The organism is Ruegeria sp. O6, from assembly GCF_056535045.1.
The window spans coordinates 16,683-41,784 of sequence record NZ_JBQERM010000004.1 but is presented as its reverse complement, the minus strand read 5'-3'; the positions used below and the strand labels follow the sequence as shown (position 1 = coordinate 41,784).

Annotated in this window: 20 protein-coding genes; 6 read left to right on the top strand and 14 right to left on the bottom strand. The window is 56.8% G+C overall.

Going from position 1 to position 25,102, the window contains the following annotated elements; all coding sequences use genetic code 11:
* Positions 1–45: 45 nt before the first annotated feature.
* From ACR0DY_RS06965 to ACR0DY_RS06945, 5 genes are all read left to right on the top strand, one after another.
* Complete coding sequence (locus ACR0DY_RS06965; RefSeq protein ID WP_480486135.1) at positions 46–1,146, top strand: ABC transporter ATP-binding protein; 1,101 nt, start codon at positions 46–48, stop codon at positions 1,144–1,146.
* Positions 1,147–1,249: 103 nt separating this feature from the next.
* Entirely contained in the window at positions 1,250–2,341 is a 1,092-nt protein-coding gene (locus tag ACR0DY_RS06960) for an extracellular solute-binding protein (RefSeq protein ID WP_480481704.1), read from the top strand.
* Between the two features lie 70 nt (positions 2,342–2,411).
* Positions 2,412–3,686 (top strand): ABC transporter permease, encoded by a 1,275-nt coding sequence (locus ACR0DY_RS06955; protein ID WP_209504364.1) that lies wholly within the window; start codon positions 2,412–2,414, stop codon positions 3,684–3,686.
* Positions 3,687–3,691: 5 nt separating this feature from the next.
* Positions 3,692–4,903: an ABC transporter permease gene (locus ACR0DY_RS06950; protein WP_209504363.1), complete on the top strand. Its 1,212-nt coding sequence runs from the start codon at positions 3,692–3,694 to the stop codon at positions 4,901–4,903.
* Between the two features lie 162 nt (positions 4,904–5,065).
* Positions 5,066–6,286 carry an aminopeptidase P family protein gene (locus ACR0DY_RS06945; RefSeq protein WP_480545703.1) on the top strand — a complete coding sequence of 407 codons (1,221 nt, stop codon included), beginning with the start codon at positions 5,066–5,068 and terminating at the stop codon, positions 6,284–6,286.
* Between the two features lie 30 nt (positions 6,287–6,316).
* Here the strand turns inward: ACR0DY_RS06945 and speB are convergent, their stop codons facing one another.
* From speB to ACR0DY_RS06885, 12 genes are all read right to left on the bottom strand, one after another.
* A complete protein-coding gene (gene speB / locus ACR0DY_RS06940) occupies positions 6,317–7,294 on the bottom strand; it encodes an agmatinase (protein WP_480481699.1) in 978 nt (325 codons plus the stop codon).
* Between the two features lie 289 nt (positions 7,295–7,583).
* Positions 7,584–8,873, bottom strand: coding sequence for a flavin-dependent oxidoreductase (locus ACR0DY_RS06935; protein ID WP_480486127.1), 1,290 nt, complete (start codon positions 8,871–8,873; stop codon positions 7,584–7,586).
* Positions 8,874–8,942: 69 nt separating this feature from the next.
* On the bottom strand, positions 8,943–10,472 hold the full coding sequence (locus ACR0DY_RS06930; protein WP_480486125.1) for an acyl-CoA dehydrogenase family protein: 1,530 nt from the start codon (positions 10,470–10,472) through the stop codon (positions 8,943–8,945).
* A 118-nt stretch (positions 10,473–10,590) separates the two neighbouring features.
* A complete protein-coding gene (locus ACR0DY_RS06925; RefSeq protein ID WP_480481641.1) occupies positions 10,591–11,466 on the bottom strand; it encodes an amidohydrolase family protein in 876 nt (291 codons plus the stop codon).
* A gap of 15 nt (positions 11,467–11,481) precedes the next feature.
* Entirely contained in the window at positions 11,482–13,299 is a 1,818-nt protein-coding gene (locus ACR0DY_RS06920) for a feruloyl-CoA synthase (RefSeq protein ID WP_480898001.1), read from the bottom strand.
* A gap of 2 nt (positions 13,300–13,301) precedes the next feature.
* Positions 13,302–13,784, bottom strand: a complete 483-nt coding sequence (locus tag ACR0DY_RS06915) for a MarR family winged helix-turn-helix transcriptional regulator (protein ID WP_480897999.1) — start codon at positions 13,782–13,784, stop codon at positions 13,302–13,304.
* Between the two features lie 4 nt (positions 13,785–13,788).
* The gene (locus ACR0DY_RS06910) at positions 13,789–14,556 is read right to left on the bottom strand and encodes a crotonase/enoyl-CoA hydratase family protein (RefSeq protein WP_480897997.1); all 768 of its coding nucleotides are present in this window, start codon (positions 14,554–14,556) and stop codon (positions 13,789–13,791) included.
* A gap of 10 nt (positions 14,557–14,566) precedes the next feature.
* Positions 14,567–15,331 carry an SDR family NAD(P)-dependent oxidoreductase gene (locus ACR0DY_RS06905; protein WP_480481633.1) on the bottom strand — a complete coding sequence of 255 codons (765 nt, stop codon included), beginning with the start codon at positions 15,329–15,331 and terminating at the stop codon, positions 14,567–14,569.
* 91 nt (positions 15,332–15,422) lie between these two features.
* Positions 15,423–16,736: a TRAP transporter large permease gene (locus tag ACR0DY_RS06900; RefSeq protein ID WP_209504353.1), complete on the bottom strand. Its 1,314-nt coding sequence runs from the start codon at positions 16,734–16,736 to the stop codon at positions 15,423–15,425.
* Positions 16,733–17,317 carry a TRAP transporter small permease gene (locus tag ACR0DY_RS06895; RefSeq protein ID WP_480486114.1) on the bottom strand — a complete coding sequence of 195 codons (585 nt, stop codon included), beginning with the start codon at positions 17,315–17,317 and terminating at the stop codon, positions 16,733–16,735. The genes ACR0DY_RS06900 and ACR0DY_RS06895 overlap by 4 nt, the downstream gene beginning before the upstream one ends.
* A 58-nt stretch (positions 17,318–17,375) precedes the next feature.
* Complete coding sequence (locus tag ACR0DY_RS06890; protein WP_480476338.1) at positions 17,376–18,416, bottom strand: TRAP transporter substrate-binding protein; 1,041 nt, start codon at positions 18,414–18,416, stop codon at positions 17,376–17,378.
* Between the two features lie 337 nt (positions 18,417–18,753).
* A complete protein-coding gene (locus tag ACR0DY_RS06885) occupies positions 18,754–19,197 on the bottom strand; it encodes a MarR family winged helix-turn-helix transcriptional regulator (RefSeq protein WP_480481629.1) in 444 nt (147 codons plus the stop codon).
* Positions 19,198–19,332: 135 nt separating this feature from the next.
* On the opposite strand from ACR0DY_RS06885, the gene ACR0DY_RS06880 reads away from it, so the two are divergent.
* The gene (locus ACR0DY_RS06880; RefSeq protein ID WP_480897996.1) at positions 19,333–21,261 is read left to right on the top strand and encodes an FAD-dependent monooxygenase; all 1,929 of its coding nucleotides are present in this window, start codon (positions 19,333–19,335) and stop codon (positions 21,259–21,261) included.
* A 164-nt stretch (positions 21,262–21,425) separates the two neighbouring features.
* Here the strand turns inward: ACR0DY_RS06880 and ACR0DY_RS06875 are convergent, their stop codons facing one another.
* Both ACR0DY_RS06875 and ACR0DY_RS06870 read right to left on the bottom strand, forming a co-directional pair.
* Entirely contained in the window at positions 21,426–22,439 is a 1,014-nt protein-coding gene (locus tag ACR0DY_RS06875; RefSeq protein WP_480481625.1) for an Ldh family oxidoreductase, read from the bottom strand.
* Between the two features lie 28 nt (positions 22,440–22,467).
* Positions 22,468–24,897 carry a GcvT family protein gene (locus ACR0DY_RS06870; protein ID WP_480481623.1) on the bottom strand — a complete coding sequence of 810 codons (2,430 nt, stop codon included), beginning with the start codon at positions 24,895–24,897 and terminating at the stop codon, positions 22,468–22,470.
* Positions 24,898–25,102: the final 205 nt, after the last annotated feature.

Below are 25,102 nucleotides of genomic sequence, written 5' to 3'. Positions count from 1 at the left end.
AAATCCGCAGAAGACGGATAATCATTTGACGTAACAGGGGGTCTTGTGGCCGATACAATGAACGACGCCGCGTTTGTCGAATTCCAACGCGTACAGAAGTCTTATGACGGCGAGAACCTCGTCGTAAAAGACTTAAACCTTGCAATGCCCAAAGGTGAGTTTCTGACAATGCTTGGGCCGTCAGGCTCGGGCAAGACGACTTGCCTTATGATGCTCGCCGGATTTGAAACCGCCACGCACGGTGAAATCCTCCTGGGCGGCAAGCCCATCAACAATATCCCGCCGCACAAGCGCGGTATTGGCATGGTTTTTCAGAACTACGCGTTGTTCCCGCATATGACGGTAGCCGAAAACCTGTCGTTTCCACTGGAAGTCCGTAAACTGGGCAAGTCGGAGCGGGATGAAAAGGTCAAGCGCGCGCTGGATATGGTTCAGATGGGCGCCTTTGGTGGCCGACGTCCTGCTCAGCTGTCGGGCGGGCAACAACAGCGGATTGCTCTGGCTCGTGCCTTGGTATTCGAACCCGAACTGGTCTTGATGGACGAGCCATTGGGGGCATTGGACAAGCAGCTGCGTGAACATATGCAGTTCGAAATCACGCGTCTGGCCCATGAGCTTGGGATCACAACAGTCTACGTGACCCACGACCAGACCGAAGCGCTGACCATGTCAGATCGGGTGGCTGTATTTGATGACGGCCGCATTCAACAGCTGGCGCCGCCTGATCAGCTTTACGAAGAGCCGGAAAACAGTTTTGTCGCGCAATTCATTGGTGAAAACAACACGTTGGAAGGTGTTGTTAAATCAATTGACGGCGACACTTGCGTCGTACGTCTGGATGATGGCTCGGAAATCGACGCGGTTCCGATCAACGTCCACAGCGCAGGCGACCGGACCAAAGTTTCGATCCGCCCTGAACGTGTGGAATTCAACAAAGACCGACTGCATGCTGACGCGCATACTTTGAAAGCAAGGGTCGAAGAGTTCATTTACATGGGCGACGTATTCCGGTTCCGCATGTCCGTTGCCGGAAACAACGAATTCATCGCCAAAACTCGAAATGCGCCTGACGCCGTACGCCTGACCCCAGGTCAAGAGATCGAGATCGGCTGGCTGGCACAGGATTGTCGTGCGCTCGACGCATAGACCAAACCGCGCGGGACAAGCGCGGTTAAGCTGAGGGACCGGCCGGTGAAAACCCGTGCATCGGCTGACCACCACATAAAACGGGATGAACTGGGAGTAACACATGAAACCAACCAAGATCATGCTCACTGCGGCTGCAATTGCGACGGCTGCGGGCACTGTTTCAGCCGAGGAGATGACCATCGTTTCCTGGGGCGGTGCCTATTCAAAGTCGCAGTTGAAGGCGTATCACGAGCCCTATTCGGAAAAGACCGGTATCACCATTCTGAACGATGACAGCTCGGCCGAAGCCGTTGCCAAACTGCGCGCAATGAACGAAGCGGGCAACATCACATGGGATGTGGTAGATGTTGTGGCCGCTGACGCGATCCGTCTTTGCGACGAAGGTCTGGCCCTCGAGATCGATTTCGACAGCCAGTTGGCCGCAGCTCCGGATGGCACGCCCGCCTCTGAGGATTTCGGCGACCTGCTGGTCAGCGACTGCTTTATCCCGCAGATCGTCTATTCGACCACATTCGGCTACCGCACTGATCTGGTCGGTGACACCCCGCCGACCGACATCTGTGCAGTGTTCGATCTGGAAACCTATCCGGGCAAACGTTCGCTGGAGAAGCGTCCGATCAACAACATGGAATGGGCGCTGTTGTGTGATGGTGTCGCCAAGGATGATGTCTATGACGTTCTGGCGACTTCGGAAGGTCAGGATCAGGCCTTGGCCAAGCTGGGCACCATCAAAGACAGCGTTGTCTGGTGGTCTGCCGGTGCGGACACGCCACAACTGCTGGCTGACGGCGAAGTCATCATGGGTTCGACCTATAACGGCCGTCTGTTCAGCGTGATTGAAGAGCAGAAACAGCCGGTTGCAATGCTGTGGGACGCGCAGGTGTTCGATCTGGATGGCTGGATCATTCCTGCCGGTCTGAGTGATGAGCGCAAGCAGCGCGCGCTGGACTATATCATGTTCGCAACCGACACTCAGCGTCTGGCGGATCAGGCCAAGTACATCTCGTACGGTCCGGCCCGCGCCTCGTCGGCTCCGCTGGTTGGTCAGCACGCCGATCTGGGGATCGACATGGCCCCGCATATGCCGACCGATCCGGAAAACGCCAAGAACACGTTCTTGTATAACTACGAGTTCTGGGCGGATTACCGTGATGACATCGACGCCAAATTCCAGGCGTGGCTGGCGCAATGAGCGTCTGATTTCATGACACAGTCGGGGGCGGTGCGCCGCCCCTGAACCAAGACAGATCCAAGGGGCTCCAATGACTGACGCAAGCCAAAATGCCGGACCCATGCTGGCAGCGGATGGAACACCGCTCAAGCTATCGCTGGCACGCTCGTTGCGGCGGCAAAAGCTGCGTGCCTTGCTGTTGATCGCTCCTTTGCTTCTGTTCGTTCTGTTTTCCTTTATTGTTCCAATAGCTGCGATGCTATTCCGTTCAGTAGAAAACAACATCGTCTCTGACACTCTGCCTCTTACCGTCGAGGCGCTTCAAAACTGGGATGAACAGTCTGGAGAATTGCCGGGCGAGGGCGTGTATGATGCCTTTGTGCGGGACATGATTGTTGCGATTGACAATAAAGAGCACACACGGCTTGGTTCGCGTTTGAACTACGAAGAAACCGGTATGTCTTCGATGTTCCGCAAGTCAGGTCGTCAGATCAAGAAACTGGATCCTGAAACGGATGGTCCGTTTAAAGAGCAACTAATAGATATTCACGACGGATGGGGCGATACACAAACGTGGCGCGTGATCAAAACCCATTCGCCGAAGATCACCAACGGGTATTTTCTGAACGCGGTAGATATGCGCAGAACCCCCGACGGCGCGCAGGCACAACCCGAAGACAAGCAAATCCTTGTTAAGCTGTTCGGTCGAACGCTGTTTATGTCTCTGGTAATAACGGGTGCCTGTATCCTGCTGGCTTATCCGGTCAGCTATTTGCTGGCGACGTTGCCGATGCGTGTCTCAAATCTGCTGATGATCCTTGTGCTTCTGCCGTTCTGGACGTCACTGTTGGTGCGGACGTCGGCGTGGAAGGTGATGCTGCAACAACAGGGCGTGATCAACGAAACGCTGGTCTGGCTGGGGTTGGTGGCTGACGATGCGCGACTGGTGATCATCAATAACCAGATCGGTACGATCACCGCAATGACGCATATCCTGCTGCCGTTCATGATTCTGCCCATGTATTCGGTGATGCAGACCATTCCGGAATCCTACACGCGTGCCGCGAAATCCATGGGTGCGACCAACTGGACGACGTTCTGGCGCATCTACTTCCCTCAATCTATTCCGGGTATCGGCGCGGGTTCAATCCTCGTGTTCATTTTGGCGATTGGCTACTACATCACGCCTGAAATCGTGGGCGGTACCAAAGGTGTCTTCATCTCGAACCGGATCGCCTATCACATCTCGTCCTCACTGAACTGGGGACTGGCGGCGGCGCTGGGAACGATACTTCTGGCGGTCGTTCTGCTGCTCTACTGGGTCTACGACAAGATCGTGGGCATTGATAACGTGAAGCTGGGATAATCGACATGGCCGCACTTACTCCGATATCCCGCAAACCTTTGTCCATGGTTCTGCCAAGTGTCGCGCTGGCAGGCGCCTTCGCCGGTGTCTTTGTCGGCGCGGGTAACGGCTCGGTTCTTTTGGGCATCATTGGCGGCGCTGTCCTGATTTCTGCGCTCGCTTGGGTCTACATCACCGTTTTGAAGAACGAGAAGATGGCCCGCTGGATCAACATCATTGGTTTTGGCATAGCGGGCTTATTGATGTCGGGCCCAATGGGCGGAGTACTTGGCCTGCTGGGCGGCTGGTTCTTCGCCTGGTTTACTTATTGGTTGTACGAAGGGCGATACCGGCGCAAGCTATTGCCATACCTGACCGCGCAGCAGGTGTTTTACCACTACCTGTTCCGGGTGATCTGCGGTGCGATCTTCGTTTTCCTGATCACACCGATCCTTGTGGTTCTGCCGCTGTCGTTCAATGCGCAGGATTTCTTTACCTTCACGCCCGAGATGTTGCGACTGGACCCTGAAGGGTATTCACTCAAGCACTACCGTGATTTCTTTACCAACAACGAATGGCAACGCAGCTTCAAGAACTCGCTGATCATTGCCCCGATTGCCACAATCATCTCGGTTTCGCTTGGCACTCTGGCTGCCATTGGCCTCAGCCAGAGCCACGTACCCGGCCGCCGTGCTATCATGGGCATCCTGATTTCGCCGATGATCGTTCCGCTGATTATATCGGCCACTGGCATGTTCTTTTTCTACAGCGATATCGGACGGTTCCTTGAAGGGACGCTGGGCATGAACAAGAACTTTGTGGGCTATCTGAAAGTCATCCTGGCGCACGCCGTTTTGGGTATCCCGTTCGTGATCATCACTGTGACCGCCACGCTTGTGAGCTTTGATCGTTCGCTGACGAGGGCGGCTGCGAATATGGGGGCAGGGCCGGTGCGGACCTTCTTCAAGATCCAGATGCCGCTGATTCTGCCGGGTGTGATCTCGGGTGGCCTGTTCGCCTTCATCACCTCGTTCGACGAAGTTGTGGTGGTTCTGTTCGTTGGCTCAGCCAGTCAGAAGACTCTGCCGTGGCAGATGTTCACGGGCCTGCGGGAACAGATCAGCCCGACCATTCTGGCGGTTGCGACGATCCTGGTGGTTCTGTCGATTGCGCTGCTGACTACGGTTGAGTTGCTGCGGCGTCGGTCCGAACGTTTGCGGGGGCTTTCACCCGCTTGACGGAGCATTCTGTCTGATCTAACGATTCACGTGTTCATCTCCGCTGCGATGGCGTCGCGGCGTTTAAGGGGATGATCGGCTCTCGGACCCCGAGACCGCCTGTCCTGAACGCCGGGACATGTGGCCGGGATTTGTCGCCCGGCAAAGATGAGAGACCAAGTGATGACCGACACATCAAAACGCCCCGAATTCTTTACCTGTCACAATGGTGACAAAGCGCCTTTGCCGTTCAGCAAGGGTGAGTATGATCGCCGTCTCAGCAGGCTTCGCAGCATCATGGCCGCACGTGATATTCCTGCGGTTCTGCTGACATCGATGCAAAATATCGCCTACTACTCGGGCTTTCTGTATTGTTCCTTTGGCCGTCCGTATGGCTGCGTGGTCACCCAAGAGGCCTGCACCACCGTTTCGGCCAACATCGACGCCGGGCAACCGTGGCGCCGGTCAGTCGAAGACAACGTGATTTATACTGACTGGAAGCGCGACAACTATTGGCGTGCGGTTGCAAGTCTGATCGGCAACGCCAAGCGGATCGGCATTGAAGGCGACCACATGACGCTGGCCGCCCGCGACACCGCCCTGCGGATGCTGGGTACCCCCGAGCTGGTTGACATCGCGCCGGATACAATGACCGCGCGCATGGTCAAATCCGCTGAAGAGATTGAATTGATCAAGGGTGGGGCTCGCACCGCGGATGTTGGCGGGGCGGCGATCCATGCCACCATCCGTGAAGGCGCAACTGAGATCGAGATTGCCATGGCGGGCCGAGACGCAATGGAAGAGGAAATCGCGCGCGCTTATCCAGACGCCGAATATCGCGACACCTGGGTTTGGTTCCAGTCCGGGCTGAACACCGATGGCGCACATAACCCGGTTACAAAACGCGCTCTGCAAAAAGGCGATATCCTGTCGCTGAACACTTTCCCGATGATCTCGGGCTATTACACCGCGCTGGAACGTACCCTGTTTCTGGGTGAGCCGGACGCTGACAGCCTGCGCCTTTGGAAGGCCAATGTGGCGGCCCATGAACTGGGCCTGAGCCTGATCAAACCCGGTGCGACCTGTTCAGGCATCACCGCCGAGATCAACCGTTTCTTTGCCGATGAGGGGCTACTGCAATACCGCTCGTTCGGGTATGGCCACTCGTTCGGCATTCTCAGCCACTATTACGGGCGTGAGGCGGGTCTGGAACTGCGCGAGGATATCGACACCGTGCTGGAACCTGGAATGGTCGTTTCAATCGAGCCCATGCTGTGGATCCCCGAAGGGCAACCCGGTGCAGGGGGCTACCGCGAGCATGATATTCTGGTGGTGGGCGAAGACGGGGCCGAGAACATCACCGGCTTCCCATATGGGCCCGGCCACAACATCATCGGTGCCTGATACAAAGAAGGGGGAATATACGTTCCCCCTTCATTTTTCGCGACCGGCGCGTTCGTGAAAGATGAAACCCAGGAAATTCAACAATAGCTGCGCAGCCAGAATCTGCGTGCTTTCGCTGGGGTCATAGGCTGGTGCCACTTCGACAAGGTCGATGCCGACGACATTGCCGCGTTTAGCGAGGCCTTGAAGGATTTCCAGTACGTCATAATACAGAAATCCGCCATGGCTGGGTGTCCCGGTCCCCGCCGCGATAGAGGGGCAAAAGGCGTCGATATCTATTGTCACATAGTACCGAGCACCTTCAGGAATGCGTTCAAGAACGCCCCCGGTTCCCAGCTTTCTCACCTGACGCACGGACAGGATGTCTGATCCACGTGCGCGTGCGTCCTCGTATCCTTCCTTGGCGGTTGACGAGACGTTTCGAATGCCCAACTGGGTCATCCCCGAGACATAGTCTTTCTCGATCGCCCGTCGCATGGGGTTGCCGTGGCCATTGGTGACACCGTGACGCTCGTCTACGAAATCCAGATGCGCATCGATTTGAACCACGTGGATCGGGCCATTTTGTGCACAATCATCTTCAAACGCGGAAATGCAGGGAATGTTGACAGAGTGATCGCCGCCGATCACAAGCGGCAGCGCCCCGGCGAACAGAATTTTGCGAACACCATAGGCGATGTTTTCGTGGCTGACCTCGGTCTTTGTGTGGACGATATCTGCATCCCCCAAATCCACGATGCGCACGGAACTGTCCAGATAGGTAGCATCGTCTTCGTGGTCATAAGCACCGGCATGTCCAAAACTGAACAGGGTCGAAGCCTCGCGCACGGCCCGAGGGCCGAATCTTGCCCCGGCGCGCCATTGGGTGCCGAAATCAAAGGGGGCACCTAGGACACAAACATCCGCATCAATTTTGTCCCAATCCTCGACATACGGAGATTTTCCAAAGGTCGATATTCCAACGAAAGGTAGGTTCAGTCGTCCTGACGCATATCCATGATCCTGCATTATCAATCCTTTCGCTGGTCATGCCGCCTTGCGTGCAATTGAACATGAGAAGGCGGTGCAATGAAATTAATTTTCTTCGATCAAACCATGTCTGGCGTTCAGACAGGTCTGATCCGGTGCATTCTTTCCGTTTAGCTGTTGGTCGTTTCGCCACAAACGAAAATTCAGAGGGGCAAGCTGTGGTCCCGCAAAATCGTTCACGGCAGCGCGTGATTTTGCGAGCGATACACAGGCCCGGCGAAACGCTGTTGTCATGGGCGCAGGTGTTCTATTTCCGACGGCTCATACATTACACCTGCCGCACAAGTTGCGAGCCGGGCGCAATCGTTGGCGGTGCACTGTTCAGGGCGTCACGCGCGAAACCGGCGGCAGCTTTGTATTTGGCCATGAAACTGGCCCTTTCAGCCAAGGGAATGACCGTTTCAATATCGTCGAACACACCGGCACAGCGGTCGTTGACCAAATTCAACAGGCCAAAAGGCCCGGCACCCCGATTGCGAAGGACAAGGTCTGACACCGGACCGCACAGCGTGTCATCATAAGCCACCAGCGCGGTTGAACCCACGCCATGCTTGAGCAAGCTGGCCCCCAAAACGCGGGCGTCCATGATCGCCTGGCTGGCCCCATTCGAACCGGTGGGGTACATCGGATGGGCGGCGTCTCCGATCAAGGCAACCGGCCCGTCAACCCACGTTTCAACCGGATCGCGGTCGATCATCGGGTTTTCGTATGTCACACCCGCACCGCGGATCAGAGCTGGAACATCCAGCCAGTCATAGGTCCATCCGTCAAAATGGTGCGCAAAATCCTTGGCCTCAACCTGCCGGAACCATCCGGTTGCCGCATGCGCGGCCGGGTCATCGTGGGTGACTTCGGCAATCCAGTTTATCAGCGCCAAGCCGGTTTCGGGGTCGGGGTGCGAGATCGGGTAGATCACCATTCGTTTCTTATGCGTACCCAGTCCGACAAAGGAGGAACCCGTGCGCACAGGCTTTGCCAGTGTTGTGCCGCGCCACATGACGGCACCTCCCCAATGGATCGGAGGTTGGCTTGGATGCATTTGGGCGCGGATGGCTGAATGGATACCGTCGGCACCGATCAGAATGGCACCGGTTTCGCGGTTAGCCCCCTCGTCAGTTTGCAGCCGCACTGTAACCGTCCCGTCCGCATTGATCTGGTACCCAGTGGCCCGAGCGCCAAGGCGTACGGCATCCGGGCCTGCGCGTTCGACAAACCGCTTGTAAAGCGCCATGTGAAACGCGCCGCGATGCACCGCGTATTGCGGCCAGTTGTAACCGGCAAAAGTTCCGCGCGGTTCCGAATAAATCTCATGCCCATTCAAACCAACAAGCGCCCATTCCCGCGCTGGGACGCCGAACCCGTCCAAGTCCCGAGCCGTGAAACCCAGATCGTACAACTCACGCACTGCGTTGGGTTGCAGGTTTATCCCAACACCCAGCGGGCGCGGGTGCCGAACGCTTTCAAAGACGGTGCAGTCGATGCCAATCTGATGCAGTGTCAGCGCCAGCGACAACCCGGCAATACCACCGCCCGCGATCAGCACTTTTGGATCTGTCATGTTGCCTGCCTTTCTGTCCGACTGGCGATGGGTATTGGTTGTCGATAATCCGTGCGTGTGGATCAAGCCTCAACCGCAAATGCGTTTGATCCGTTCCGGGGATGGGTGGAGGCTCGCGGCGTTGCGCAGCCGCGCCCGCAAGCAGATCAGAGCGGTATCAATCGTCGTTTGCATGAACCCATGCGCCATCGCCGCGCTGTCACCATGTTTCAGCTTTCTGCGAGCGGATTGCCAAGTGTCCAGTGCGTCCGAAATTGCATTGCATGTCCAATGCTCGGCTTCTTGTGAAACAAATTCGGCAAAGGCGTCGCCCGCAGGCCCTGCGGCCAGACGTGTTGCCAGCATACGCGCGTGTATGCCGTTGGCCCCTTCGTAAATCGAGGTAATTCGGGCGTCACGATAGGTCTGCTCCAGCCGGTATTCGCGCAAATAGCCATAGCCGCCCAGAACCTGCATACCCAATTCGGCGGCCTTGATACCGGCGTCGGAGCAATAGACCTTGGCGACCGGGGTCAGAAAATCGACCAGGTCAGGCGATGTGCCCCGTTCCATGGTGACAAATGCAAGATGTGCAAGACTGCGGCTACTGACCGCCAGCCAATCGATTTGATCCAGCATGCGGCGGATGTCGGCATGTTGATCCAGTGTTGCCGGTTGACCGTCGGGATTGCGTCCCTGTACCCTTTCACTGGCATAAGTACTGGCAATGTCATAAGCCCGCGCGGCGTGCGCGACGCCCTGTAGGGCGACATCAAGCCGGGCGTGGTTCATCATGGTGAACATGGCCATCAGACCTTCACCCTCGGCCCCAATCAATTCGGCTTTGGCACCATCAAATGCCAGCTGGCACGTGGGCGAGGCATGCAGGCCCATCTTTTCCTCGATGCGCGTTACGGTAGCTTGGTTGCGGCTGCCGTCTGTGCAGGAGCTGGGGCATAGAAACAGCGATAAACCTCTGACGCCGTCATCGGACGTGCGCGCAAGCACAAGATGCAGGATGTGATCGCTCATGTCCTGGTCACCGCCAGAGATAAAGATTTTTCCGCCCGTGACCTTCCAGCCATCCTCGGCAGGTTCCGCCCGGCAGCGCACGCGTGAAAGGTCAGATCCGGCCCCGGGTTCGGTCAGGCACATGGTGGCCAGAGTTTCACCCGAGGCCAGAGACGGAATGTACCGGTATTGCTGATCCTCTGTGCCAAAGCGCAACAAGGTACGCACCGCGCCCGGAACCAACCCCGTAACCATCTGAAGGCTGTGGTTTGCGCCCGAAAAAACCTCGGACGTGATGGCCAGCATCAAGGCTCCAAGCCCTTGACCGCCATATTCCTCAGGCACGGTGAGAGAGGGCCAGCCCTGTTCCGAATACGTGGCATAAACTTGGGCAAAGCCAGCCGGCATGGATACGCGACCGTTTTCCAGCGTGCATCCCTGCCTGTCTCCCGGCTCGTCCAGCGGGGCAATTTCACCTTGTGCGAAGGCGGCAAAATGTTCGCCGATCTCACCAGCCAGGTCAGCGTCCCAGTCTGGAAGCTCGGTAGCCCGGGCTACGTGGTTCAACGTGAATAAGATGTCCGTAAGCGGGGCTTCGAATGGCTTCATGATCATATCACCCGACAGCTGGTAAGTTCGGCGGTCACGACGCGGCCCGGTTCTGGCGGTTTGGCACTGTCGAATCTCAAAGTGACTGGGTAGGGACGCGATGGGGCAGGGGGCAGCATCACGGGGTCAGTCCCAGCAGGCGCGCGGCATTGCCTTTGATGATGTCCGGGCGCAGTTCGTCCTTGATATTGATCTTCTCGAAATCCGACAGCCAGCGTTCAGGAGTGATCATTGGCCAGTCGGACCCAAACAGAACCTTTTTCCTGAGGATCGAGTTGCAGTATTTCACCAGGATCTCGGGGAAGTACTTTGGTGACCAACCGGACAGGTCGATATAGACGTTGGGCTTGTGCTGCGCCACGGACAGAGCCTCTTCCTGCCAGGGAAATGACGGGTGGGCGAGGATAATCTTCATATCCGGAAAATCGACGGCGACGTCATCCATGAACATCGGGTTCGAGTATTTAAGCCGCATTCCGTTACCGCCGCGCATGCCCGAACCGACACCGGTCTGGCCCGTGTGAAACAGGGCGATGCAGCCTTCCTCGGCGATTGCCTCGTAAAGGTCATTAGCCATACGGTCATTGGGGTAGAACCCCTGCATCGTCGGATGAAACTTGAACCCTTTGATACCAAATTCGCGGATCAGGCGGCGCGCCTCGCGTGCGCCCATCTTGCCCTTGTGCGGATCGATTGACGCAAACGGGATGAGCACATCGTCATTTTCCGCCGCCAAAGCGGCAACTTCTTCGTTCTTGTAGCGCCGATAGCCGGTCTCCCGCTCGGCATCGACCGGGAAGATCACCGCGGCTATGTTTTGCTCACGATAGTGCTGTGCAGTTTCGGGAACCGTAGGCGGGTGGCTCCACGGAGCGCCAAAGTAGTTGGCCATGGTTGCCTGCAGGTCGTCATAGCCATCATCCGAGTGGCACCCGCAGGGTTCTTCAGCGTGGGTGTGAATGTCGATTGCGCGAACCTTGGAGATATCGACCATCTGTTCGTTCCTTTCTCAGATCTTTACGATTGCCGGGTCGGCGTCGTCATAAAGACGCACAAGTAAATTTTGCCGCCGTGTCAGTATTTTGCGGAAATTGAGGTTCCCCTTGGCGGTCATTTCGCCCTCGGGCATCGAGGCGGGCTCGCTAAGGACAATGGCGCGCCCGATCCGTGTGGAACTGCCCGATAACTCGCGTGCGCGCTCTGTCAGGCGGCGGTGGATTTCGCCTTGCAACAGTGCGCAGCGGTAGGCGCCACTGTCGTCGCTCAGGTCAAATCCTTCCCGCTTCAACTCGGCGACATCGGGAAAGACCAGGACGCCGATCTCATTTCGGTCGGCACCTGTAATGACCAGATCTGAAGCAAGAGGCGCAAGACAGGTCAACAAGTCCATCCGCAATTGCGCGGCACGCACCCATGTACCGGTCAGCAACTTGAAATCTTCAGAAATCCGGCCATCGAATTTCATACCTTTGTTTACGTCCTGCGGGTCGATGAACCGCATGGCGTCGCCGGTAATGAAAAACCCTTCTTCATCGAAAACACTGGCCGTCTTTTCGGGTTCGTTGAAATACCCGGGCATCACGTTTGGCCCTTTGATGCGCATTTCGCACCGCATGTCTTCATCCGGTATCAGCTTGAGTGTCACGCCGTTCATCGGAACGCCAACAACCCCGGAACGATCAATGGGCTCGGACTGCATCATTGTGGCGGGCGCTGTCTCGGTCAGTCCCCAGGATGAGGTCATCAGCGGTATCTCACCTTTGACATCCAGCGCCATCTGTTCAAATCCAGACCAGATGTCCTGTGGCAGTGAAGCGCCCGCATAAAAGATCAGATCAAGTTCTTCGAAGAACCGCCGCCGCAAATTGCCATCCCGCTGCAATGCGCCCAGCAGCATGCCGTAACCTACGGGAACATTGAAGCTGAGCGTGCCGGTGACCATGGACAGGTTTTCCAGCGTCCTCTCAAACAGACCAGCTACCGGTTTGCCGTCGTCGATGTAGAAGCTTCCGCCGTTGGCGAGCATCATGTTGAAATTATGTGATCCGCCAAAGACGTGGTTCCATGGCAGCCAATCGACCACTCGGGGCGGACGCGTGCGCAGAAATGGCAACGCGTCGGCCAGCATGGTTTGGTTCACACACATCATGCGTTGGGTCGTGATGACCCCTTTCGGGGCCGAGGTTGAACCGCTGGTCATCAGGATCTTGGCGACGGAGGCGGGGCCAACCAGTTCATAGGCGGCCCCAAGATCGACACTGACATCCCCTTTGAGAAGTTCGTCGAACGCTGTGACCTGACTGTTCCTGCCTTGTCGGCTGGCTACGATTTCGACCCCTTGAAGCGCATCCAGTTCCAGCGCCTCTCGGTATTTATCCGCATCGACGACATAGGCCATCTTCGGGCGCGCCAGTTCGATGGCATGGCGCAGGCGGCCGTGCGCGCCATGGATCAACGCGTACTGCTCAGCCACGGGGGCTGTTGGTATGCCGATATACTGAGCAGCCAGACTCAGAAGGCCATGATCCAAGCCGTTACCGCTCATGATCAGGATCGGTGTGTCTGGCCCCATCCCACGCCCCAATAGCGAGCTTGCGATGGCTCGCACCTTTTCAAGCGTGGTCGCATAGCATTCCTTGCGCCATCCCGCGCCGCTGCGTTCAGCAATGAACGTGCGGTCAGGCGCGTCCGAGGCCCAGGCGTGCAGCCAGACACCGGTTTTGTCGACGACAGGACCAAGAGTGTGGTTCGATTTTAGCAGGATGGAGCCGTCGGCCCGATCTTCGCGCGAAACAGAATGCACCAGGTATTCCGATGTGCGTTGCATGATCAGCCCCTTTTCCTCGCTTTTTCGATCGTCCTGAGGGCATCGAAAACGGTGGTGATGGTTGCGTCATCCAAACCGGCCAGCAGCTTGCCTTCGTGGGCGGTAACCGCGGCGACGGCCTTTTCATATAATTGCCTTCCCGCCAATGTCGTCCTGAGGGCATAGGCGCGCCGGTCGGTGGGTACCCGGTCGCGGACGATCAGTTCCCTGCGCTCCAGTTCATCAATGATAACGACAAGGTTCGGGCGCTCGATATCCATTGCATCAGCCAGTTGGGACTGCCGCAATCCGGAGTTATCGACGATGAGAACCAGTGCCGTATACGTCAGCATTCGCAGATCAAAGGGGCGCAGAGTTGTTGTCAGATCTTCCTGCACCACATTGAAGGCCCGTTTCATGCGATACCCGACAAACCCCCGCAGCGTAGCATCGCTAATCGTGTTTGGCGCGCCGTCTTCTGGCGTGTGTTCATGTTTCCTTTTCATGTGTTCACCTGAAGTTCGGGGCGCGCTTTTCAAGAAAGGCCCGCAGCCCCTCCTGCGCATCGGGTGTTGTTTGCGACAGGGCCGCAGCCAGAGATTCAGTAAACAGCCCGTCGTTTTGCGACATTTCATTGATCCGTGCGACCGCCTGAATCATCAGATAGTTTGACAGTGGCGCGTTTCGGGAAATCTTACCTGCCAGCGTTTGGGCCAGCGCCAAAGCCTCGCCTTCACCAACGCTATAATGTGCCAGCCCCAGCGATACCCCTTCATCGGCACGATATTTGCGGCCGGTCAGCATCATCTCGGTCATCCGATCGGCCCCCAGCAGGCGACCGACCCGCGCGGTCGCACCGCCGCCGACAAATATTCCGCGGCGGCCTTCGGGAAGCTGAAAGATCGTCGAAGGTTCAGCGATGCGAACATGTGTTGCCGCTGCAAGCTCCAGCCCGCCGCCGATCACGGCACCAAACATGGCCGAGACAACCGCAAGCCCACCAAACTGGATCTTGTCCATGACGCTGTGCCAGTGACGGGAATGATGCAGGTTTTCCTCGGCTGTACGATGAACATGCTCGGACAGGTCCAACCCGGAACAATAGTGCCCTTCAGTTCCGGTCAGGATCACCACACGCACATTTTTGGGTGGTGCAGAAAAGAAATCATCCAGCGCGCCCAACAGTTCCTCGCACATCGCGTTTCGCTTGTCTGGGCGGTTCATGGTCAGGGTCGCGATGGATCCGTTGACCTCAATGTTCAGGATTTGGCTGTCCATGGGGAACTCCTTACCGGGGCGGCAGACGAACGGCGCCGTCAAGTCGAATAGTGGTGCCATTCAAAAACGGGTTTTCAACGATCTGTTCGGCGAGCATTGCGAACTCGCGCGCTTCGCCAAGGCGGGCAGGGAAAGGAATGTTCGCAGTGATCTTGGCAGTGACCTCTTCCGGCAAGCCTTCCATCATTGGCGTGTGGAACAGGCCGGGTGCGATGGCCATCACCCGAATACCCGACTGTGCGAGTTCCCGCGCGGCAGGCAGGCACATCGAAGCGATTGCCCCTTTGGACGCGGCATAAGCGGCTTGACCCAATTGACCGTCCTGCCACGCAACCGACGCCGTGTTGATGATCACACCGCGTTCACCGTCAGCCAACGGGTCGAGACCGGCCATGTGTCTCGCCGCGTGGCTCATCACGTTGTAGGTGCCAAAAAGGTTCACGCGCAGAGTTTTCTCGAACACGTCGAATGACAGCTTGCCTTCGCGCCCAACGATCCTGGCCGCCATGCCGACGCCTGCACAACTGACGGCGATTCTGGGCGCCGACCCGAAATGGGATACTGCCGTCTCAAACGCGGCACTGACGGAGGCCTCGTCACTGACATCGGCTTGCAGGGCAAGGCCACCAATTTCGTCAGCGACTGCCTTCGCACCGTCAGCATTGAAATCCAAAACGGCAACCTTTGCTCCGCTGGCGGCGAAATGCCTTGCCGTTGCAGCGCCCAGTCCGCTTCCACCGCCGGTGACCAGGGCGATACATCCACTTAGCTGCATGGTGCTCTCTCCAATTTATTATGCTCAATCATTGTTGTATCTCATACCTATTTTCGGATGGGCCTGCTCCGGACCGCTGTTGGTGTCTAAGCTAGGGGATCAGGAACAGGGTAATGGCTGGAAACAGCACCAGGATCATGACCCGAATGATGTCAGAGGTGACAAACCACATCACTGCCTTGTAAGTTTGGGTCATCGGGGTTGAACGATCCATAGCGTTGATAATGAACAGATTCATTCCGACCGGAGGGGTGATCAGCCCGACCTCGACAACGATCAGAACCAGAATACCGAACCAGATGGCCACATGTTCGGGGCTCATGCCGAAATCCAGTGCGCTGATGACCGGAAAGAAGATCGGGATTGTCAGCAGGATCATTGACAGGCTGTCCATAAGACATCCGAAGATCAGATAGAACACCAGGATCAGGCACAACACCATCCACGGGCTGAGCCCAAGTCCAACGACCCAGCCAGACAGTTCCTGCGGTACCTGAGTGAGCGCTAGGAAACTGTTATACAGCCCTGCGCCCAACACGATGAAGAAGATCATCGCCGTGCTTGAGGCCGTGGCAATGATGCTTTCGACGAAGACCTGCCAGTTCAGATTGCCCGAGATCAGAGCGATCAACCCGGTTCCCGCCGCCCCCACGGCTGCGCCTTCGGTTGGGGTGAACCAGCCAAGATAGATGCCACCAACAACAAGGCCAAAAACCAGCAGGACAGGCCAGACATCCAGCAGTGCCCGTACGCGTTCAGGATAAGGGATCGCTTCGCGGGTGCCGGCGGCGTCAGGATACATGCGCACATAGATCGAAATCGTGATGATATAGCCGAGCGCTGCCAGAATGCCGGGGACAAAGGCCGCGAGAAACAGCTTGGCGATATTCTGTTCCGTCAGGATTGCATAGATCACAAGGATCACCGAAGGCGGGATCAGAATGCCCAATGTGCCGCCAGCAGCAAGCGTTGCGGTCGAAAACCCGCCGGAATAGCCGTAGCGGCGCAGTTCGGGCAGCGCGACACGGCTCATCGTCGCGGCGGTGGCCAGGGAGGACCCGCAGATTGCGCCAAATCCGGCACAAGCGCCAACTGCCGCCATGGCGACGCCCCCTTTACGGTGGCCCAACCAGCTTTCGGCCGCTTTGAACAAGGCCGAAGACATGCCCGATAATGTCGCGAACTGCCCCATCAGCAGGAACATCGGAATGATCGTCAGCGAATAGCTGGAGAAGGTAGAGTAGGTTTCGGTTTTGAGCTTGGCCATGAACATGCTGGTGCCACCCATGGCAAAATACAGCCCGCCAATCCCGCACAGCAACATGGCAAGGCCAATCGGTGCGCGCAGGAAAATCATTATAAGAAGTACGGGAAAGGACACGTAGCCCAGTTCGAGCATGGTCAATGTGCGGCCTCCCCGCGATAGGGCAGGATATGACGCCCGGTGACAAGCTCGATGACCTGCGCGACGGCGCAATAGACAGCAACAAGTGATGCGACAAGGGCGGCAACAAAGCTTAGCCCATAGGCCCACCAAACAGGAAATTGCAGCAGAAAGGTCGTTTCACCATAGTCCAGCTTGTTTTGCATGCCGACAAACAGGCGCCATGTAATCAAAAGGATGACAAGCGACAGGACGATTTCCCAGAACGTGATGATCACCTTGTTCACCTTAGCCGGAAGGGCGTTTGTGAATACATCGACCGTGGCGTGAGAGCCGTAGAGCTGGCAGATCGGCAGGAACGAGAATATGGCGAATGCAACGCCGGCTTCGACCAGTTCAAAATCGCCATTCACCGGCCCGACGCCCGATGCAATCAGCGCATTTGCCGCTGCTTCCGACAGTGACGTCAGAATGTCCGAGTGACCCAGCGTGTTCAAGCCGCGCCCCAGCACGCTGACACAGGTCAGCAGGACCAGCGCAGTCAGAACCACACCGCCGAGAACGGCCATGAAGCGCGCGATGCGCTCAACCAGTTTCTGCATGATCAACTCCAAAGGGATTGCTCTCCCAGCGGGAAATAGCGCCGGAAGAGCGACCGGATCAGTTGCCGGAGTATTGCGAAATCAGTTCGAGCGCGCGGGCGCGCAAGCCGGTTCCGTCCAGACCTTTTTCATCCATCTCGGCGATCCAGGCGTCAGTGGTCGGCTGTGATGCTGCCTTCCATTCCGCAACCTGTTCCGGGCTCAGCGTGATGATGTTGTTGCCGCGTTCCATTGCCTGCTTGTGCGGTCCGTCATCATCGGCCTGCATCTGCTTGCCTGCGAAGGCCGAGAATTCAGCGCCCGAGTTGGCGTCGATGACGGCCTTCAGATCATCCGGCAGTGCATCCCAGCGGTCCTTGTTCATCGCGAAGATGAAGGTGGTGGTATATAGCGTGTCGTCGCCAAAGGTCGTGTGGTTCCCGACCAGCTCGTTGACCTTCAGGGCGCCTGTCACTTCCCAGGGAATCACAGTTGCGTCGATCACGCCTTTAGACAGCGCTTCAGGTACCGCGGGAACAGGCATGCCAACGGGGGTTGCCCCAAGCGAGCTGAAAAGGCCGTTCGTTACGCGTGTCGGTGCGCGCAGCTTTACACCGTTCAGATCTTCGATGCTTTCGATCGGCTCCTTTGAATGGATTAGACCGGGCCCGTGCACCCAGAGCCCGAGAACTTTGAATTGCTTGAAGTCATCGTCCATCATAGTTTCTTCGGCCAGATCCCAATAGGCGCGTGAGACGGCTTCTGCATTCGTCATGGTGAACGGCAGTTCGAACACTTCGGTCCGGGGAAAGCGGCCCGGCGTATATCCGGACACCGTCCAGACAATGTCGGCCACACCATCAATGGCCTGGTCGATCAGTTCGGGGGGTTTGCCCCCAAGCTGCATGGACGGAAACCTTTGAATTTCGATCCGGCCATCCGAATCCGCTTCGACCTTGTCGGCCCAGACATCCAGAACGTTCTTGGGTACGTTGGCTTGTGCCGGCAGGAACTGGTGCATCCGCAGTGTCACTTCGGCCGCAATGGCAGTGGTTGACATGGCGCCAAAAGCAATCGCCGCCACTGCAGATTTGAGTATGGTTCTGCGCAAGTTGGTCATGGTCTCCTCCCTAGATGACCTATGAGTATCATCCCTGTTCATGATTGCTCATATTAGTTATGTTTTATAACGATTTTGATCCACTTTCTTAGTGTTTGGTTTCAGGTCCTTTTCGGAAAACAGAATGCTCACACATGTGAACCTTTTCGTCGAAACGCTACGCAACAGACAGGTTATGCGCGGACGCCAAGTTATCCTCTCAGGATTACATTGCCCTCGGTTGGCTCAAAGGTAAATTGAGATTTCTTAGATTTTAGTTTCTGTTTTCGGTAACTAAAGCGCGAAAACGGTGGATTTGCTTTCCCTGTTTCAATTGGACCAGCGCCCGCGGTGGAATTCAAGACCGTGTGTTATCGTTGGTGACAGCTTCAACTGCCTTGCCTGCGAGCTTCAGGAAAGTTTCGCGTTCATTCGGAGTTAGCCCTTCGAGGATCTCGTTTTGCAGGTCAATTACGACTGGCGCAGCTGCCGCTAGGATGTCTTTTCCTTTTTCGGATAAGGTGACCTCTCGCGCGCGTCTGTCACGTTGACTGACCGAGCGTTTGACATAGTTTTTCTGCTCCAGCCGGTCGATAACCCCGCCGATTGTTGCGCGGTCATAGGCGATTTTCGCTGCGACTGTCGCCTGATCAATGCCGGGTTCGGCGCGAATTGTTTCAAGTGCTGCGTACTGAACGGATGTAAGGTCGATCCCGGCCTCCTGCATCCGGACCGAGAACACGTGGGTTGAAATCTGATTGAGCCTTCGGATGAGGTGCCCCGCCATTCCGTAAATACTCATTCAAAACCTCCGAAATCACTTTACGCCGTCACTTTTTCAGAACTACCGCGGCAATTAGTGAGTGTACATATCTTTGTTGACAGGAATTAGTAAGTATAGTTATTAAAATTGCGTGAACCTGCGGAGGAGGGGACAATGCAATATTACGTTGATGGATTTCGTCCGGGTGATCCGGATATCAAACCGGCTGCGTTCGGTCACCACATCCACCCCACAACCCTCCCCGAAAAGGTTGATGTTCTGATCGCGGGTTGTGGACCGGCCGGGCTTTGCCTTGCGGCGCAACTGGCCGGGTTCGCCGAAATTTCGACAATGATCGTGGATCAAAAACCGGGTCCGATGGAGAAAGGCCAGGCGGACGGTGTCAACGTCCGTTCGATGGAGATGTTTCAGGCGTTTGGTTTCGCTGAGAAAGTGAAGCGCGAAGCGTATTGGGTCAACCAAACGGCATTCTGGACGCCCAATCCCGCAAACCCGGACCACATCCGCCGGGCGGGCACGGTGCAGGACGTGGCCGACGATCAATCCGAGATGCCACATACCTTGATGAATCAGGCCCGGATTCATGAGCTGTTTCTGGAGGTGATGAGAAACGCTCCAACGCGGCTGCAACCCCATTACGGGCTTCGTGTCAGCGATTTGACGATTGATGCCGGTTCCACAGATCACTCCGTCACAGCCCAGCTTGAACGCCTGGGCGATGATGGCGACGTGATTGAACGGCTTACAGTACGTGCGAACTATGTCGTAGGCTGTGACGGTGCACGCAGCAATGTGCGCAGGGCTATCGGGGGTAAGCTGCAAGGCGACGCCGCACACCAGGCGTGGGGCGTTATGGACATATTGGCGAATTCCGATTTCCCCGACTTGCGGCGGAAATGCCTTGTTCAATCGGCTTCGGAGGGAAACGTTCTGATCCTTCCACGCGAAGGCGGATACCTGTTCCGAATGTATGTCGAGCTTGACAAGCTGAACCCGGATGAGCGGGTCGCCAACCGCAATCTAACGGCTGACCATATCATCGCTGCCGCGAACCGGATCATTCGTCCTTATTCCATCGACGTAAAAGAAGTCGTTTGGTGGTCGGTCTACGAGATCGGCCACAGGTTGACCGACAAGTTCGACGATGTCCCGCAGCATGAAATTGCAACACGTACCCCACGCGTGTTCACGGCGGGCGACGCCTGCCACACCCATAGCCCCAAGGCGGGTCAGGGGATGAACGTGTCGATGGGCGATACATTCAACCTGGGTTGGAAACTGGTGCATGTGCTGACAGGAAGGTCAATGCCTGACCTTCTTCACAGCTACTCGGCCGAGCGTTTGCAAGAGGCCAAAAGACTGGTCGAAACCGACCATAAATGGGCCCGGATCATGAGTGCGCCACCGGGCGAGTCAGAGCTTGACGGCACCGACATGCCCCGATTTCAAAAACAGTTTATCGAAAATCTGGAATTCACCGGCGGGCTTTCGGTTCACTATGGGCCTTCGGACTTGGTCGCCGAACCGGTTCACCAGCATCTGGCGCGTGGGCTGGTTATAGGCAAGCGATTTCATTCCGCACCAGTTGTCCGGCTTGCGGATGCCATGCCTATGCAATTGGGACATGTGGCCGAAGCGGATGCGCGCTGGAGGCTCTATGCCTTCGCAGAACAGGGAGACGCAGGTAGGCAAGACGGATCGATCCATCACCTTTGCGAGGCTTTGCAAAGCGATCCGAACTCTCCTCTGCGACGGTTTACGCGCCCTGACGAAGACATCGACGGTTTGATAGATCTACGGGCCATCTTCCCACAGGATTTCAAATCGCTGGCCTATGAGGATATGCCGTCTCTTTTGAAACCCGAGAAAGGCAGGTATGGTCTGCGCGACTTCGAGAAGGTTTTTTGCGTTGATCACAAGAGGCGCGAAGACATCTACGAAATGCGCGGAATTGACCGGACAAAGGGCTGTATGGTCGTCGTCAGACCGGACCAATATGTGGCGCATGTTTTGCCTCTGGAGTGTCACGCTGACCTGTTTGATTTCTTCTCCAGACTATTTGTTTCGGGCGGCGGTCGATAAGTACGACGTCTCAGGTCACAACGGACCGCCGTTCCGAGGGGAGAATGGTTTGTCGCATCCGTGCTTGGTTCTGCAGGATTGCCGCCTGGGCAAATCTGGATTGGCGCCTGAAGCCGCCCATGTCGCAGGAAGGCTCTCTAGCCAGGAAGCTAAGCGCGGGTATTTCAGGACGCGTTTAACGCGGCCAGAACCTCGGTGCTGACCACAACACCGTCAGCTTCGGCTGCCGCCCGTTTGGCCAGACGCCCGTCACCCGGAACACGGGCTTCCCCATTGCCGACAATTTCTGCGCAAATGCGCGTGATATATTGATTGAAGGCCGCGTTGCCGAACCTCGTCGGATCAATCGCAATCAGTGTCGCACCGCCTTTGATGTTAAGGGCTCCGAACGTCTCGCGTTCTTGATTGTCCACGGAAAGGGTTCCACCAGCCAGGGCGGCACCCAACACCTCAACCATGAAAGCGATTGCGGCGCCCTTGTGCTCGCCAAAAGGTAACAGGCTACGGGTTTCCAGGATGGCGTTCGGGTCCGTACTGGGTTGGCCGTCAGGATCCAGCCCGGCGGGGCGGGGCAGGTCGTGCCCCTCGGCTGCGGCCATGCGGATATCCATCAAAGCAACCATTGAAGACGCCTGATCCCAGACTATCGGCGCACCGTCCTCGCGCGGGCAGGCAAAAGACATCGGGTTGGTGCCAAAAACCGGGCGCACCCCGCCTTGCGGCACCACCATGGACAATGAGTTGATCACGGCGAAAGCTACCAGACCAGCCTCGGCCAGCGGTTCGGTGTCAAACCGCAACGCGCCCAGATGGTGGCAATTTGCGCAGGTGAACGCGGCAATGCCGTATTCCTGCGCCATTTCGATCAACGTGTCGCGGGCTTCTGCTGCGGCGACCTGATAATATCCGTTATCGGCATCACCGCGCAAAACGCCCGGGGCAGCCTTTTCTACCTTGGGTTTCGCATTGCCGTTTGCATAGCCCGAGGTGAAGCTTTGGACATAGACCGGTAGCATACGCAATCCGTGGCTGCGCGGTCCGTCCCGCTCGGACCGGGTAACAATGTCGGCCAAAATATCGCTGCCCTGTGCATTAACTCCGGCAGAAACAAGTACGGATTTCGCCAGCGCCCGAACCTCGGCAAGAGTAAGCGTTTTGGTCGATTGTTCGGTCATCATTTCAAATCCAGTCTTTTTACTTCAGGGGTTAGGCACGCGCACGCGCGTTGGTGGGATCAACGGCGCAAGTATCGATCACCTCGGCATCGCGCATTTCGTAATGGACCAACACCTGCATCCTTGTACCCGGCGCGGTCATATCGTTTGGTACAAGTGCCATCGCTATGTCGTGGTTGCAATAATAAGAGAACCCACCCGACGTAACGCGCCCGATCAGTTCACCGTTTGCATAAACACCCTCATCGAACATCACCGATGTTTCGCCAAAGGGAAGCTTCAACGTGACCAACCGTTTGTGATTGCCCTCGCTTCTCTGCTTCTCCAGCGCCGCTTTTCCGATGAACTCTCGCCCCTCGGTGACGACAAACCGATCAAGGCTGGCCTCATACGGTGTCATGTCCTTGCAAATCTCGCGGTTGATGGCGCGATAGGACTTTTCAAGGCGCATGGACTCCAACGCCTCAAGCCCGAAGGGTTTTACACCGGCTTTCAAAAGCAGGTCGACAAGGTGTCGGTTATACCCGACAGGATGGTGCAGTTCCCAACCCAGCTCGCCTGTGTAAGATACCCGAAGCAGGTTTACGTCTTTGGCATAGCCCGCTTCACCCTTTTGCGCAGAGAGCCAGGGAAAAGCAGCATTCGACAAATCGTTGTCGGTCAGCGGTTGCAAAATCTCGCGCGCCTTGGGACCGGCCAGAGCGATCACACCCAACTGTTCCGAAACGTCTTCAAGGATAACCGATTGATCTTGTGGTAACAGACGTTGCAGCTGATCCCAGTTATAGGCGCGCCAATTCGGGGTCGAGACCAGATAGAAATCATTCTCCGCATAGCGGACAACTGTGTATTCCGCATCCATGCCACCTTTTGGATTCAACAAGAGCGACAGGTTCATCCGGCCCACTTTGGGCAATTTGTTTGCCATCAGACCATCCAGCCACCGCGCAGCGCCGGGACCGCGTATAGTAAACTTGGTCATCGGCGACATCTCGATGAACCCGGCCTCTTCGCGGGTGGTGTGCACTTCCTCCTGAACGCGTTCCATGTGGTTGGTGCGGCGGAAAGAATGTTCGGGGATCGCCTCTTGCGGCGATTTGGCGAACCAGCGCGGGAATTCATAGCCGTTGAAGCTGGTCCAGACTGCGCCATGCGCCGTCAGCAGATCGTAAGACCCCACGGTTTTCATTGGGCGCGCGCCCGGGAAATCTTCGCCGGGGATATGCGCGTTCATATGTGTGCCCCAGGTTTCGCGAACCTTATCCATGGTCCAGCGTTTGGAGGCGTAGTCAGAGAAACGGCGCGGGTCCAGTTCCGACATGTCCATGCCCGGATCACCGTCGACGATCCAGCGGGCCAGCCGTTCGCCCACGGTGCCGCCCCACAGAATGCCACCGGGCATCCCTTCGGCCAACCACAGGTTTTTGTGCCCCGGCGCTGGCCCGGCAAGTGGCAATTCGTCCGGCGTCATTTGGAAGGGGCCGCGCGTGTTCGCCTTGATGCCCACCTCGCCAAGCACTGGCACCCGTTCGATCGCCCGTTCCCATTGGGTTTCCACGGCATCGAAATCCTCGGGCAAGAGGTCTGCGCCAAAGTCAGGTGGCACGCGGTCTTCGGCAAACAGTTTCAGGTCCTTGGTGAATTCATAGGGCCCGAACTGAATGCCACCGACATCTTCGCGCAGATATGCGCCGTAATCCTCATCCCGCAGGATCGGGAACTCGGGCAAACCCTGCGCGCGACGTTCCTTGAGCAGTGGAACGGTTTCCGTGGTCCAGTACTGGTGAACGATAGGAATGCAGGGCAGGTCCAGCCCAACGCGCCGGGCATTTTCACGGGCATAGTTGCCGGTGGCAAAAACCAGATGCTCGCACGTGATCTCACCCTGATTGGTGGTCACTTTCCAATGACCGCTTTCCAGCCTTTCATACGCCTGTGCTTCGGTGTTCTGACAGATTGTGGCGCCTGCATCCCGCGCCAGTTTTGCCATTGCCATGGTGATGTCGGCCGGGTTCACATAGCCGTCCTCGGTATGCAGGATACCGCCGCGAATATGCTCGGACTGGCTCAAAAGGGGGTGAACATCGGCAATTTCCGCCGGCGTCAACAGTTTGCAGGGCACACCGGCGGCCTCGGCAATCGAGATATATGACTGGAATTCATCCCAACGTTCCTGGGTGTTGGCAACGCGCAGCTGACCCACTTTGCGCAAGCCTACCGACGCACCCATCTTCTGTTCGACTTCGGAATAGATGCGGATGGTTTCCATCGTCATCTTCGACACGTTTCGGGACCGCACGAAGGTGACCAGCAGACCTGCGGCGTGCCAGGTCGAGCCTGAGGTCAACGTGGTTCGTTCCAGCATCACCGCATCGCTACAGCCGTGCTGTGTCAGCCCATACAGAATGGACGAGCCCACACATCCGCCGCCAACGACAACAACTTTGGCATGTGATTTCATTCGCCGATTTCCTTCTTGCGACTGATCATGGTGTCAGACGCTCTGCCTGCCCGAAATCAGTAAGATGAGAACGTTCCGAAGTTTTTACGGAAACATGTTGCCAGACAATCGCAAAAAATTTCTCCCGCGGCTTAGTTCAGGTCACCTCTTATCGGGCACCTTCGTATTGGTCGCTGTCTGGGTCCGGGTCATTCAGTGCTGTCCA